This is a genomic window from Shinella yambaruensis (genome assembly GCF_022899355.1).
Taxonomy (GTDB): Bacteria; Pseudomonadota; Alphaproteobacteria; order Rhizobiales; family Rhizobiaceae; genus Shinella; species Shinella yambaruensis.
Map to the genome: position 1 here is coordinate 1 of NZ_JALJCK010000013.1, position 13607 is coordinate 13607.

Sequence of the window (13607 nt, forward strand, 5' to 3'; positions counted from 1 at the left end):
CGCCGCCTCACCCCCGAAAATTGCAAGGCGCTGCTGTTCGACGACGTGCTCTGGGTCAAGCGCGCCCGGCAGGAGCATGACGTCTTCGTCGATGCCCTTCGCGAGCGCGGCGTCGCCGTTCACCTCTTCGGCGAGTTGCTGGCCGAGACCCTGGCCCTGCCGGAGGGGCGCGACTGGCTGCTCGACCGGCGCGTCGACGCCTCGATCGTCGGCTACGACATGGTGGGCGAGTTGCGCGGCTGGCTGGACGAGATGCCGGCCGAACAACTTGCATCGCTGCTGGTGGGCGGCATCGCCCGCGCGGAGCTGCCCTTCCGGCCGGCCGGGCTGACGGGCAGGACGCTGCTGCCGCAGGATTTCGTGCTGCCGCCGCTGCCGAACCAGCTCTTCACGCGCGACAGTTCCTGCTGGATCTATCGCGCGGTCTCCGTCAACGCCATGTACTGGGCCGCGCGCAAGCCGGAGGCGGCGAATGTGGAGGCGGTCTACCGGTTCCATCCGCGCTTTCGCGATGCGGACCTGCCCTTCGTCTCGCCGGACAATCCCGGTCCCGGCGTGAGTCTGGAGGGCGGCGACGTCATGCCGGTCGGCGGCGGCGTCGTGCTGGTCGGCATGGGCGAGCGCACCACGCCGCAGGCGGTCGGCGGCTTGGCACGCAGCCTGTTTGCGGCCGGCGAGGCGACCCGTGTCGTTGCCGCCCTGATGCCGCGCGACCGCTCCTTCATGCATCTCGATACCGTCTTCACCTTCTGCGACCGGGACTTGGCGACCATGTATCCGCCGGTGGTCGAGCGGCTGCGCACCTTCTCGCTGCGACCGGGGGAGGGCGAGGCCGCCGTCGATGTGGTCGAGGAGCAAAGACCCTTCGTGGAGGTGGTGAAGGAGGCGATGGGGCTGAAGTCCCTGCGCATCGTCTCCACCGGCGGCGACGCCTACGAGTCCGAGCGCGAGCAGTGGGACGACGGCAACAATGTCGTGGCCGTCGAGCCGGGCGTGGTCATCGGCTACGACCGCAATGTCTACACCAACACGCTGCTGCGCCGGTCCGGGATAGAGGTCATCACCGTGGAGGGCGCCGAGCTCAGCCGCGGCCGCGGCGGGGGCCACTGCATGACCTGCCCCATCGCGCGCGATCCGATCTGACAGAGGAGAAACCGACATGCCCGTCAATCTGCATGGCCGCAACGTGCTGACGCTGGACGATTTTTCCGGCGCGGAGATCCGCTACCTGCTGCGTCTCGCCGCCGAGCTCAAGGCGGCGAAGCAGGCCGGCACGGAGGTGCCGCGCCTTGCCCGCAAGAACATCGCCTTGATCTTCGAAAAGGATTCCACCCGCACCCGCTCCGGCTTCGAGGTCGCGGCCTACGATCAGGGCGCCCATGTCACCTATATCGGTCCGTCCGGCAGCCATATCGGCCACAAGGAGACGATGAAGGACACGGCGCGCGTGCTCGGGCGCATGTACGACGCCATCGAGTTCAGGGGCTTCAGCCAGCATCAGGCGGATGTGCTGGCCGCCTATGCCGGCGTGCCGGTCTATAACGGACTGACCGACGAGGCGCATCCGACCCAGGTTCTCGCCGACTTCATGACGATGCGCGAGTTCACCCACAAGCACCTGTCGGACACGACGCTCGTCTTCGTCGGCGAGGGGCGGGACAATGTGGCGACGTCGCTCGCGATCGGCGCGGCGAAGGTCGGCATGGACATGCGCCTCGCCTCGCCCCGTTCGCTCTGGCCGGATGATGCGTTCTGCGATCGCGTCCGGTCCATGGCGGAGGCGAACGGCGGCAGCTTCCGGCTGGATGAGGACGTGAATGCCGCCGTGCTCGGGGCCGATTTCGTCTATACCGACGTCTGGCTTTCCATGGGCGAGAACGAGAACGCCTGGCGGGAAAGGATAGAGCTCCTGACGCCCTATCGCGTGACCCGCGCGCTTATGGCCGCGACGAGAAGGCCGCATACCAAGTTCATGCATTGCCTGCCGGCCTTCCACAATGCGGAGACGGAGGTCGGGCAGGACATCGCCCGAAGCTACGGCATCGATTGCATGGAGGTCACCGACGAGGTCTTCGAATCCGCCGCGTCGATCGTGTTCGACCAGGCGGAGAACCGCATGCACACGATCAAGGCGATCCTCGTCGCCACCATCGGGGCCTGACATGAGGATCGTCGTCGCCCTCGGCGGCAATGCCCTCTTGAAGCGGGGCGAGCCGATGACGGCCGAGAACCAGCGTGCCAATATCCGGCGGGCGGCGGCCGTGCTGGCCGACCTTGTCGCCGCCGGCCATTCACTGGTGATCACCCACGGCAACGGGCCGCAGGTGGGCCTGCTCGCCCTCCAGGCGGCCGCTTCGCCCGGCCCGCCGTTCCCCCTCGACGTGCTCGATGCCGAAACCGCCGGCATGATCGGCTACGTCCTCCAGCAGGAGCTCGGCAATGCCGTGAAGGACAGGCTGTTCGCCGCGCTCCTGACCCAGGTGAAGGTCGATCCGAACGATCCCGCCTTCGCAACGCCCACCAAGCCCATCGGCCCCGTCTATGACGAGGCGACGGCCCGCCGGCTGGCGGCGGAGCGTGGTTGGCAGGTCGCGCCCGACAACGACAAATGGCGCCGTGTCGTCGCCTCGCCGAAACCCGTGGCGATCCTGGAGGCGGAGGTGCTCGGCTTCCTCGTCGAACGCGGCGTCATCGTCATCTGCGCGGGCGGCGGCGGCATCCCCGTCGTGGAACGGGAGGATGGCAGCCTCATCGGCATCGAGGCCGTCATCGACAAGGACTTCGCCTCCTCGCTCCTGGCGCGGCAGCTCGCTGCGGATTTCCTCCTGATGCTGACCGACGTCGATGCGGTCTATGTCGACTGGGGCCGGCCTTCGGCCCGCCCGCTCGGATTCGTGATGGCCTGCGACCTCGCGCCGGGCGACTTCCCGGCCGGCTCCATGCGGCCGAAGGTCGAGGCGGGGATCGAATTCGCCCGTGCTGCCGGCAAGCCGGCGGCGATCGGATGGCTCGAAGATGCCGTGGAGATCGTCGCGGGACTGCGTGGAACGTGGATAGAGCCGGTCGACCCTTAAGAAGCCGGGCGCGGCCTGCGCTTGATCCGCGTCAAGGTGGTGTTTTGCGGGTGCACTATCCTTTGCCCGGCAAGGCAAACAGGACGGAGGAACAGTCCGATGAGCTACAAGTCCATTCTCGTGAATCTGGATGCCGACAGATCGAACGTTGCGGTCGTGAAGGCGGCGAGTGCGCTGGCGCAGCGCTGGAACGCCAGACTGATCGGATTTTGCGCGGCCGACGCCTATCTGCCGGTCACCGGGCCGGAAGGCGCGACGCTCGCCGGGGAGGTCTGGCAGCAGATGCGCGATGACGACGAGCGCCGGTTCAAGGACCGGCGCAAGGAATTCGAGGCCCTGGTCGCCGGCGCCGCCGAGACCGAATGGCGCGATGCCATGGAAAGACCGACCTATGCCCTCGTCCAGGCATCGAGGGCGGCCGATCTCGTCGTCATGCAGGCTGCCGACGGCGCCGCGACGCGGGATACGGCGCGCCGGTCCGATCCGGGAAGCGCTGTCCTCCAGACGGGCCGCCCCCTGCTGATCGTCGGGACGGGTACGGAACACAGGATCGGCAGGAAGATCGTGGTCGCCTGGAAAGACACGAAGGAAGCGCGGCGGGCGGTCTTTGATGCCATACCGCTGCTCCAGGCGGCCGATGATGTCATCGTGGTCACGGTGGCATCCACCATCGACCAGTGGGCGCGCGCGAGCATTGCCGACATTACCGCCTTTCTCGCCCGCCATGGCGTGGCCGCGCGCAATGAAACGGTGGAGAGCTACCGCGAAAGCGACAGCCTGATCGCGCTGGTCGACCGCTACGATGCCGATCTCGTCGTTTCGGGGGCCTTCGGGCACAGCCGGCTCAGGGAGTGGGCCTTCGGCGGCATGACCCGCTCGCTGCTCGACGAAACCCGGCTCAACCGTTTCATGTCGAGCTGACGGGGTTCACGTGCCGGCGAGGCGATGGTGGGACGATTGTAAACGGATTGAAGGAGTGGCGGGATGATGATGGCAGGCGGTCGCCTCGGCTTGGGATTGGTCCTGCTGGCGGTGCTTGCCGCCGGCGGGGTCTATGCTTGGCGGCAGGCCGGAAACGGAGCCCTGCCGGAAGGGCTTGCAAGCGGGAACGGGCGCATCGAGGCGGTCGATATCGACGTTTCGGCGAAATCGCCGGGGCGCATCAGCGAGATCCTCGTCGACGAGGGCGATTTCGTGAAGGCGGGCGATATCCTTGCCCGCGTGGATACGGCCGAACTCCAGGCCCGCCGCCGGCAGGCCAAGGCGCAGTCGCAGCGGGCCGCCATCGGCGTGGACACCGCACGGACGCTGATCGTCCAGCGGGAGGCAGAAAGGACGGCGGCGCAGGCCGTCGTCACCCAGCGCGAGGCCGAGCACGATGTCGCCGTGCGCACGCTGGCGCGCTCCGAACAGCTCGCCGCCAGCAACACGATCTCCCAGCAGATCCTCGACAACGGCCGGGCCGCCGAGCGCAGCGCCGCCGCCGCCGTCGCGGCCGCCGGCGCGCAGCTTGCGGCGAGCGAGGCGGCGATCAACGCGGCGCGGGCGCTGGTCGTGGACGCCGAGGCGGCGGTCGCCGCCGCGCATGCCGCGATCGAGGCGATCGACACGGAGATCAACGACGGCACATTGCGCGCGCCCCGCGACGGGCGCGTCCAGTACCGCGTGGCCCAGCCGGGGGAAGTGCTCGGCAGCGGCGGCAGGGTGCTCAACCTCGTCGATCTCGGCGACGTCTACATGACGTTCTTCCTGCCGACGAGCGAGGCTGGCCGCGTGGCGATCGGCACCGAGGTCCGGCTCGTCCTCGACGCCGCGCCGCAATATGTCATTCCCGCGAAGGCGACATTCGTTTCGGACGTGGCGCAGTTCACGCCGAAGACGGTCGAGACCGAGGAGGAGCGCCAGAAGCTGATGTTCCGCATCAAGGCGCGGATCGCGCCGGAGCTGCTGCAGAAATACATCCAGCAGGTGAAGACCGGACTTCCGGGCGTCGCCTATATCCGCATCGATCCGAAAGCCGAATGGCCGGCTTTCCTGCAAGGAAACCTGCTGCAATGACCTCGGGCACGCCGGTGAAGCGCCGGGTGGTCCGGCTGGAGGAGGTCGGCCTTTCCTACGGCGGGACGCGCGCGCTCGACGCCGTGAGCCTGGACATGCCGGCCGGCTGCATGGTGGGCCTGATCGGCCCCGACGGCGTCGGCAAGTCCAGCCTGCTCTCGCTGATCGCGGGGGCGAGGACGATCCAGCAGGGCCGCGTCGAGGTGCTCGGCGGCGACATGGCGCGGTCCGCCCACCGGCGCGGCGTGTGTTCGCGCATCGCCTACATGCCCCAGGGTCTCGGGCGAAACCTCTACCCGACCCTCTCCGTGGTCGAGAACATCGATTTCTTCGGCCGGCTCTTCGGCCATGGCGGGCAGGAGCGGGAGCGCCGCATCGCTGAGCTGCTCGACGGCACCGGGCTTGCGCCCTTCGCCGACCGGCCCGTGGCCAAGCTTTCGGGCGGCATGAAGCAGAAGCTCGGCCTGTGCTGCGCCCTGATCCACGATCCGGACCTCCTGATCCTCGACGAGCCGACCACCGGGATCGATCCGCTGTCGCGCCGCCAGTTCTGGCGGTTGATCGAGCGCATCCGCAGCGGCCGGGACGGCATGAGCGTGATCGTCGCCACCGCCTATATGGAGGAGGCGGCGCGTTTCGACTGGCTGGTGGCGATGGACGAGGGGAAGGTCCTCGCCTCGGGCACGCCGGCCGATTTTCTTCGCCGCACGGATACCGCCGACCTCGACGCCGCCTTCATCGCCCTGCTGCCCGCTGGAAAGCGCGACGGCCACCGCGCCGTCGTCATGCCGCCGCGCCCGGCCGATGCGGCCGGCGAGACGGCGATCGAGGCCGACCATCTGAGCAAGCGCTTCGGTGATTTCACGGCCGTCGACGATGTGAGCTTCCGCATCGCGCGCGGCGAGATCTTCGGCTTCCTCGGCTCGAACGGCTGCGGCAAGACGACCACGATGAAGATGCTGACCGGCCTTCTGGCGGCAAGCGGCGGGCAGGCGCGGCTGTTCGGCCGGCAGATCGACCCGCGCGACCTGACGGTCCGGCGGCGTGTCGGCTATATGTCGCAGGGTTTTTCCCTCTATTCGGAACTCACGGTCCGCCAGAATCTGGAGCTGCACGCGCGCCTGTTCGGCATGCCGTCTTCGGATATCGCGGTGCGGGTCGGGGAGGCGGCGGGGCGATTCCAGCTTGCCGATCACATGGAGACACTGCCCGGCGCCCTGCCGCTTGGCATCCGCCAGCGGCTGTCGCTGGCGGTCGCGACCATCCACAAGCCCGATATCCTCATCCTCGACGAGCCGACGTCCGGCGTCGATCCCGTCGCGCGCGACGCCTTCTGGCGTATCCTCGCCGATCTGTCGCGGCGCGAGGGCGTGACGATCTTCGTGTCGACCCATTTCATGAACGAGGCCGAGCGCTGCGACCGCATCGCGCTGATGCATGCCGGCAAGGTCCTCGTCAGCGACACGCCCGCGGCCATAAAGGCCGCCCGCGACGCCGAAACGCTGGATGCCGCGTTCGTCGGCTATCTGGAGGAGGCGGCAACGGCGCAGGAAACGCCCGCCGCCGCCATGGAGCCGGCCGGCCACACGACACATCCGCGGCCGCAATCGAGGTTTTTCGCGCCTCGCCGCCTGTTCGCCTATACGCGGCGGGAAACGCTCGAACTGCTGCGCGACCCGATCCGCGCGGCGCTTGCGACCATCGGCAGCCTGATCCTGATGCTCGTCATCGGCTACGGCATCAACATGGATGTCGACAATCTTTCCTTCGCCGTGCTCGACCATGACGATACCGCCATCAGCCGGGACTATGTGCTCCAGCTTTCCGGCTCGCGCTTCTTCACCGAAAAGCCGCTGCTTGCCGGGTATCCGGAGATGGACCGGCGTATGGAAAGCGGCGAACTCAGCCTCGCGCTGGAAATCCCGCCGGGCTTCGGGCGCGACGTGGCGCGGGGCCGGACCGTCGCCATCGGCGCCTGGATCGACGGCGCGATGCCCACGCGGGCGGAGACCGTCCGCGGCTATATCGAAGGCATGCACATGACCTGGCTCGCGCAGAGGGCGCGCGAGGTCTATGGCAAGGCCGCGGCCTCCGGCGATTTCAAGCTGGAGGTGCGCTACCGCTACAATCCGGATGTGCGCAGCCTCGACGCCATCGTGCCGGCCGTCATCCCCATGCTGCTGTTGATGATCCCGTCCATGCTGGCGGTCCTGAGCGTCGTGCGCGAGAAGGAACTGGGATCGATCGTCAATTTCTACGTCACGCCGGTCACGCGGCTGGAATTCCTGATCGGCAAGCAGATCCCCTATGTGCTCGTGGCGATGATGAATTTCCTCCTGCTGACAGCCTTCGCCATCTACGTTTTCGACGTGCCCTTTACCGGCAGTTTCGTCACGTTCGTGGCGGCCGCCTTGCTCTACGTCGTTGTGGCGACCGCCATGGGACTGGTCCTCTCCACCTTCCTGAACAGCCAGATCGCGGCGATCTTCGCGACCGCGCTCGTCACCATGCTGCCGGCCTCGCAATATTCGGGCCTCATCGATCCGGTGACGTCGCTTCAGGGGTTCGGCGCCTTCATCGGCCGGATCTACCCGACGACCCACTTCATCACCATCGCGCGCGGCACCTTCTCCAAAGCGCTCGGTTTTGCCGACCTCGCCGGCGCCTTCGTGCCGCTGCTCGTCGCGGTTCCGGTCCTGATCGGCCTCGGCGCGGTCTTTCTCAGAAAGCAGGCGCGGTGATGCGGGCGGCGAATATCTTTCATCTCGGGGTGAAGGAACTGCGGGGCCTTGCGCGCGACCCCGTGCTTCTCATCCTGATCGTCCATGCTTTCACGCTCGCGATCTACACCGCCTCCGAGGCGATGCCGGAAACGCTCAACCGCGCGCCGATCGCGATCGTGGACGAAGACCGGTCGGCCGTCTCGGTGCGCATCGCCAGCGCCTTCTATCCGCCCTATTTCGTCCCGCCGCGGCTCATCTCGCATCACGAGATGGACAGCCGCATGGATGCCGGTCTCGACACTTTCGCGCTCGATATCCCGCCTGGCTTCCAGCGCGACCTGATCGCCGGCCGCACGCCGACACTCCAGCTGAACATAGACGCGACGCGCATGTCGCAGGCCTTCGTCGGCGGAGGATATGTCCAGTCGATCCTGTCGGGCGAGATCGGTGAATTCCTCGCCGGGCACCGGCCGGATACTACGCCGCCCGTCGCCCTCGACCTGCGCGCCCGTTTCAACCCGGAGCTCGACAAGGGATGGTTCGGCGCGATCAGCGACGTCATCACCTCGATCACCATGCTGTCGATCGTGCTGACCGGCGCGGCGCTCATCCGCGAGCGCGAGCACGGCACCATCGAGCACCTGCTCGTGATGCCGGTGAGCGCCTTCGAGATCATGCTGGCAAAGATCTGGTCGATGGGCCTTATCGTGCTGGCGGCGTCCGCCCTCTGCCTCGTCTTCGTCGTGGAGGGGCTGCTGGCGGTGCCGCTTCATGGCTCGCTGGGCCTGTTCCTCGCCGGCGCCGCGCTCGACATCTTCGCCATGACCTGCCTCGGCATCTTCCTTGCCACCGTGGCCGGCTCGATGCCGCAGTTCGGGCTACTCCTCATGATGGTGCTGATGCCGCTGCAACTGTTGTCGGGTGGGGTCACGCCGCGCGAAAGCATGCCGGAGATCATCCAGATCATCATGCTCGCGGCGCCCAACACGCATTTCGTGATGCTGGCGCAGGCCGTCCTGTTCCGTGGCGCGGGGCTCGATGTCGTCTGGCCGCAACTGGCAGCCATGTTCCTCATCGGTGCAGCGCTTTTTGCGTTCTCGCTTCGCCGGTTCCGGCACTTCCTGATATGATGTTAAGTAAGAAGGTCCTGATCGCCGATGCGCATCGGCCCGATTGGCGTCTGGTCGCCACCGGCCATCTGCAACCCGCAGCCGCCAGAATGCCGCGGCTAGAGAGCCGCCCGAAGCGTCAGCCCGGGCGGCCGCTGCATTCAGGCACTCATGCGCGGCGGGGTGGATGGCCCGGACCGCTGCCAGACCGGCGGCATGGCCTGGACAGGCAAGCCCGCTTCAAGGCAGGCCGCAACGAAGGCTTCCCGCGCAACGGCGACCGGCACCTGGCGAAGGAGTGCGGCGCGGCACTTCTCGCAGGCGCGCTTGTAGCGCTGGCCATGGCGAAGCGGCCATTCGTTTTCCAGAAAGTCGAGAGTGTCGTTGACGCTGTCGAAGGTACGGCCAAGCCCGTTGGACAGGTGCACATGCAGGGGCGTCGAGAAGAATACGTCAGCCAGCATCGAATTCCTCCTTTCAATTGGACATCTGGCCTGTTCGATATGGGCAATGCTTTCGCGACTTCAAGAACCCTCGGAGCGGTCGATTGCGAGGTTTTTCGCGCGGAGGATGAGCACGCTGCCGCGGAGGCCAAGCGGCGTTCCAAACGCGCTATCCCGCATTCGGGGTGAGCAGCAGCACAGGCTCGACGTTCAGCGCTTCTGCAATCCGCTCGACCACGGCGAGCGTCGGGTTCTTCTGGCCACGCTCGATGCCGCCCATGTAGGAGTAGGCAAGACCGACCTCGATTGCCAGAGACTCCAAAGTCATGCCGCGTTCCAGACGGACCTTTCGAACGTTCTCCCCTAAAATCTGTGCCATACGCATGGGCCGCATAGCGATGAGTAAACCTTCAGCTTTACCAGTCATTATAGTGACTGATAGGCTGGGGATTTCAGGGTTAGGCTTAGCCGTTCGTATACCCATGGCAGATGCCGTGATGCCCGAGCAGCGGGCGTAGCGCCTGAACGGACATCTGCGGCGAATGGTTCCTGTCCGGCGCCCAAGGCGGGCGGCGGCTGGGCAGGCTGAAGGGGAGGTTGATATTGCGAGTTGGTTCTGCCGGTGCGTCCGGCTCATTGCCCAACTTGGCACGGCAGTCATTCCGGTCCTTGCCGACCTTGATCCTCGCCCTGAGCGCGGCCCTTCTTCTCTCCTACGAGCTCTGGCGCAGCTATGCCGCGGCCCGCGAGGACGCTGAACGCAACGTCTCGAACCTCATCCACGTCATGTCCGAGCAGGTCGCCCGCACGATCCAGTCCGTCGACGTCAACCTGCAGGACATTGCCGGCGAACTCGCGGCCGCTCCGGCCATGCCCGACAACGATCCCGCCTTCCGCGCCCGCCTGCACAAGAGACTGGCGTCGATGCCGTTCGTGCGCGCGCTCTTCGTTATCGACCGCGGCGGCTACATTTCCCATGACACCGATTTCCCGAGCACGCCCAGGGTCAGCCTGGCCGACCGGGACTATTTCAGGATCCACCAGAACGATCCTTCCGTTGGAATGCATATCGGCCGGCCGCTGAAGAGCCGTTCGCGCGGCGTCTGGTTCATCAGCCTGAGCCGGGGGATCGAGACGGCGGACGGCAGCTTTGGCGGCATCGTCGTCGCGGCGGTGGAGCCGCTCTATTTCCAGAGCTTCTACCAGCAGCTCTGGGTGGGCGGCGGAACGGTCTCGCTGTTTCTTTCCCCGGGGACCCTGCTTGCCCGCTCGCCGGCCAGGGACGAGCTGATCGGCACGTCCTTTGCAGGTGTCGAGCCCTTCCGCAGCCTGCTCGCCATGCGCACTTCCGGCGTCGACTGGCGCAAGAGCCCCATCGACGGGGTGATGCGCATCGCCGGCTATCAACGGCTGGACATCGTGCCGGTGATCGTGGTGGTCACGCTCAGCGAGGCCGATGTCATGCGGTCGTGGCGTTCCCATGCGACGGTTCTTCTGGTCGGCGCGGCCATTCTGTTCACCCTGCTCGCCGGCCTCGAATGGCTGTCGCGCCGCAGCCGGCGGCGCGAGGAGGCGGCGCGGCAGCGGCTTGAGACGACCCAGCGGCTGGAGGCCATCGGCCGCTTTGCCGGCAGCATCGCGCACGATTGCGGAAACCTGATGCGGATCATCCGCTCGGCGACCGTCGTCCTGCGCCCCCTGGTCAGGGACCGGCAGGAGGCGGAAAAGCTGCTCGACGAAGTCGACACCTCGCTCGACGCCGGGCGGGCCTTGGTCAACCGGCTGCTCGCCTATGCGCGCAACACCGAAATCCGTCTCGAAGCCGCCGATCCGGGCGAGCTTGTCCGGGAAATCCTGCCGATAGCGCGGCAGGCGGCAGGGCCGGGCATCACGGTCGCCACCCCCTCGGCGGGCGAAGCTGCGGCCTGCCGCATCGACAGGGCACAGTTCCAGGCGGCGATCGTCAACCTGGTGCTGAACGCCCGCGACGCGATGCCCGCGGGCGGGACGATCACGATCGATGTCCGTCCGGTGGAGGATATGGACCTGTCGGGCGCCATGAGCTGGGTGGATGTCAGCGTCACGGACGACGGGATCGGCATGAGCGAGGCGGTCCGGCGCCAGGCATTCGATCCGTTCTTCACGATGAAGGGGACGGGGGAGGGGCATGGCATGGGGTTGAGCCAGACGCAGGAATTCGTCCGGCAATGCGGCGGGCGCGCCGATATCTTCAGCCAGCCGGGCGAGGGCACGACCATCCGGCTTCGCCTGCCGCAGGATCGGGGCGGTGAAGAGGAGATGAACGGGGCGGAGAAGGTGGAAGCCGATGTCTGAGGGCGTGAAGGCGGATGAAGCACTGGACGTGCTGGTTGCGGATGACCACCCTCTCATCCGTGCGGGTATCCGGGCGTTGCTGTCCGCCCGTCCGCACTGGCGCGTCTGCGCGGAGGCCGAGACGGGCGAGGCCGCGCTCCGGCTCGCGCGCGAACTGCGGCCTCATCTCGCAGTGCTCGATTATTCCCTGCCCGGGATCACCGGACTGGAGGTGACGCGCCAGCTCTGCAGAGAGATGCCGGGGATCGGCGTGCTGGTCTACACCATGCATGCCGACGAGCGGATGCTTCCGGCTCTGCTCGAGGCGGGGGCGCGGGGTTATGTGCTGAAGACGGAGGACGACGCCGCCTTGCTCGCCGCGATGGATGCCGTGGCGGCGGGCGATATCCACATCTCGCCGGAGGCGGCGAACCGGAAGACCATGCAGGGCGCCGCCTCCGTGCTGACGCCGCGGGAAATCGAGGTTGTCCGCCTGGTGGCGTTCGGCGAGACGAACAAGAGCATTGCCGCGCAGTTGAATGTCAGCGTGAAGACCGTCGATACGCACCGGACGGCGGCGATGCGCAAGCTCGGCCTCCATACGGCCGTTGACGTGACGCTCTTCGCGATCCGCAACAAGATCATAGAGCCATAGTTTCCTCACGAACCGGCGATTTCCTTGACGCTTGTCAGGTGGTGGACGGGAAATGCCGGCCGCCTCGGGTGTATACCCGATAGTGCCCGCTCCTGCCGGATGCTACGGCGGGCGTTTCGCGGTTGCGATATGGCGGGAATATCCCGGGGCAAGCAGGCCTCTTTGCCGATCACGCCGCCTAAACGGACCTGAGCATGCAGCAGAAACAACCGAGCTTCGTTTCTTCCCGCCACTATATGGATGTCGCGGAGCGCTTCCTGGACGTCGGCTTCTGGAACGCCGACATGACGACGGGGGAGGTGCGCGGAACGGACGGATTCTACCGGATCCTGGGGTTGCCGCGAGACGAGGCGTTCAGCCTCCATCGCTGGGTCAGCCTGCTCCACCCCGACGATCGCGAGGATTTCCGCTCCCTGTACGCCGTCGTCACCATGGGCGTCTCGGTTTCCCGGGAGGTGCGGCTGGTCGACGGGGATCGCCCGCCGCGGCGCATTCGCATCGCCGTGGAAGAGCCGACGACGATGAACCGCATCGTCGGCCTGGTGCAGGATGCCGCCGCGGAGCGGGAGGCGAAGGCCGCCCTCTATCGCGAGCGCGCGCGGCTCAACGCCTTCATCGAAATGGTCGGCGGGGCTTTCTGGGCCCGCGACCTGAACGGCGTGGTGGGGGACCTGCGCGGCTGGGACAGCATGACCGGCCAGCCTCCGGTGCAGTGCGGCAAGGAAGGCTGGCTGGAGGCGATCCATCCCGACGACCGCGAGCGGATCGAGGAGACAAGGGAAGCCTGCGAGCGCGACGGCCTTCCGCGCGACATATCCTATCGGCTGCTCTATGCCGATGGCCAATACCGGGAGGTGCTGGCGCGCACGACGCCCGTGCGCCAGGAAAACGGCACGCCGATGGAGTGGATCGGCCTCATCGAGGAAACATGGCGGCGCGATACGGTGGGGTCGCAGAACGACCCGACGCTTCGTCCGCAACAATTGCGTGCCGCGCGCGTGATGCTCGGCTGGTCCGCCGAGACACTCGCCCAGGAGGCAGGTGTCTCCATCGCAACGATCAGGCGATATGAGACCACCGGCGAGCACATGAAGGACGCGACGGTCTCCGCCATCGTCGCCGCGCTGGCGCGGCATGGCCTCGTGCTGACCTCCTCTTCCACGGAAATGGGCCTCAGGCTCCGGCATTCGCACATGCCCGACTGAACGGAGGTCGACGCGTGGAATTATACA

At 66.9% G+C, this 13607-nt stretch carries 12 protein-coding genes; 10 read left to right on the forward strand and 2 right to left on the reverse strand.

From position 1 onward, the window contains the following. The 7 genes from MUU56_RS25600 to MUU56_RS25630 form a co-directional block, all read left to right on the forward strand. The coding region (locus tag MUU56_RS25600; protein ID WP_244770106.1) for an arginine deiminase at window positions 1-1143 on the forward strand (1143 nt) is incomplete at its 5' end. 16 nt (window positions 1144-1159) lie between these two features. Further along, entirely contained in the window at window positions 1160-2161 is a 1002-nt protein-coding gene (gene argF / locus MUU56_RS25605; protein WP_244770107.1) for an ornithine carbamoyltransferase, read from the forward strand. Between the two features lies 1 nt (window position 2162). Continuing rightward, a complete protein-coding gene (arcC, locus tag MUU56_RS25610) occupies window positions 2163-3074 on the forward strand; it encodes a carbamate kinase (protein WP_244770108.1) in 912 nt (303 codons plus the stop codon). Between the two features lie 99 nt (window positions 3075-3173). Beyond that, window positions 3174-3995 carry a universal stress protein gene (locus MUU56_RS25615; RefSeq protein ID WP_244770109.1) on the forward strand — a complete coding sequence of 274 codons (822 nt, stop codon included), beginning with the start codon at window positions 3174-3176 and terminating at the stop codon, window positions 3993-3995. Window positions 3996-4064: 69 nt separating this feature from the next. Continuing rightward, the gene (locus MUU56_RS25620; protein ID WP_398432217.1) at window positions 4065-5132 is read left to right on the forward strand and encodes an HlyD family secretion protein; all 1068 of its coding nucleotides are present in this window, start codon (window positions 4065-4067) and stop codon (window positions 5130-5132) included. Then, window positions 5129-7873 (forward strand): ribosome-associated ATPase/putative transporter RbbA, encoded by a 2745-nt coding sequence (gene rbbA, locus MUU56_RS25625; protein WP_244770110.1) that lies wholly within the window; start codon window positions 5129-5131, stop codon window positions 7871-7873. Before MUU56_RS25620 ends, rbbA begins: the two co-directional genes overlap by 4 nt. Further along, window positions 7873-8985 (forward strand): ABC transporter permease, encoded by a 1113-nt coding sequence (locus tag MUU56_RS25630; protein WP_244770111.1) that lies wholly within the window; start codon window positions 7873-7875, stop codon window positions 8983-8985. Before rbbA ends, MUU56_RS25630 begins: the two co-directional genes overlap by 1 nt. Window positions 8986-9125: 140 nt before the next feature. On the opposite strand, the gene MUU56_RS25635 is transcribed toward MUU56_RS25630, so the two are convergent. Continuing rightward, window positions 9126-9428, reverse strand: coding sequence for a DUF982 domain-containing protein (locus tag MUU56_RS25635; RefSeq protein WP_244770112.1), 303 nt, complete (start codon window positions 9426-9428; stop codon window positions 9126-9128). Window positions 9429-9576: 148 nt separating this feature from the next. Further along, entirely contained in the window at window positions 9577-10068 is a 492-nt protein-coding gene (locus MUU56_RS32865; protein ID WP_317633316.1) for a helix-turn-helix domain-containing protein, read from the reverse strand. A gap of 8 nt (window positions 10069-10076) precedes the next feature. On the opposite strand from MUU56_RS32865, the gene MUU56_RS25645 reads away from it, so the two are divergent. The 3 genes from MUU56_RS25645 (at window position 10077) to MUU56_RS25655 (ending at window position 13580) form a co-directional block, all read left to right on the forward strand. Next, complete coding sequence (locus MUU56_RS25645) at window positions 10077-11741, forward strand: hybrid sensor histidine kinase/response regulator (protein ID WP_244770114.1); 1665 nt, start codon at window positions 10077-10079, stop codon at window positions 11739-11741. Further along, on the forward strand, window positions 11734-12375 hold the full coding sequence (locus MUU56_RS25650; RefSeq protein ID WP_244770115.1) for a response regulator: 642 nt from the start codon (window positions 11734-11736) through the stop codon (window positions 12373-12375). Before MUU56_RS25645 ends, MUU56_RS25650 begins: the two co-directional genes overlap by 8 nt. Window positions 12376-12569: 194 nt before the next feature. After that, a complete protein-coding gene (locus MUU56_RS25655) occupies window positions 12570-13580 on the forward strand; it encodes a PAS domain-containing protein (protein ID WP_244770116.1) in 1011 nt (336 codons plus the stop codon). The last annotated feature ends 27 nt before the right edge of the window (window positions 13581-13607 follow it).

Bases quoted from the DNA above. Each gene is read 5' to 3' on its own strand.
- argF (WP_244770107.1), top strand. From the start codon at position 1,160: ATGCCCGTCAATCTGCATGGCCGCAACGTGCTGACGCTGGACGATTTT.
- arcC (WP_244770108.1), top strand. From the start codon at position 2,163: ATGAGGATCGTCGTCGCCCTCGGCGGCAATGCCCTCTTGAAGCGGGGC.
- MUU56_RS25615 (WP_244770109.1), top strand. From the start codon at position 3,174: ATGAGCTACAAGTCCATTCTCGTGAATCTGGATGCCGACAGATCGAAC.
- MUU56_RS25620 (WP_398432217.1), top strand. From the start codon at position 4,065: ATGGCAGGCGGTCGCCTCGGCTTGGGATTGGTCCTGCTGGCGGTGCTT.
- rbbA (WP_244770110.1), top strand. From the start codon at position 5,129: ATGACCTCGGGCACGCCGGTGAAGCGCCGGGTGGTCCGGCTGGAGGAG.
- MUU56_RS25630 (WP_244770111.1), top strand. From the start codon at position 7,873: ATGCGGGCGGCGAATATCTTTCATCTCGGGGTGAAGGAACTGCGGGGC.
- MUU56_RS25635 (WP_244770112.1), bottom strand. From the start codon at position 9,428: ATGCTGGCTGACGTATTCTTCTCGACGCCCCTGCATGTGCACCTGTCC.
- MUU56_RS32865 (WP_317633316.1), bottom strand. From the start codon at position 10,068: ATGACTGCCGTGCCAAGTTGGGCAATGAGCCGGACGCACCGGCAGAAC.
- MUU56_RS25650 (WP_244770115.1), top strand. From the start codon at position 11,734: ATGTCTGAGGGCGTGAAGGCGGATGAAGCACTGGACGTGCTGGTTGCG.
- MUU56_RS25655 (WP_244770116.1), top strand. From the start codon at position 12,570: ATGCAGCAGAAACAACCGAGCTTCGTTTCTTCCCGCCACTATATGGAT.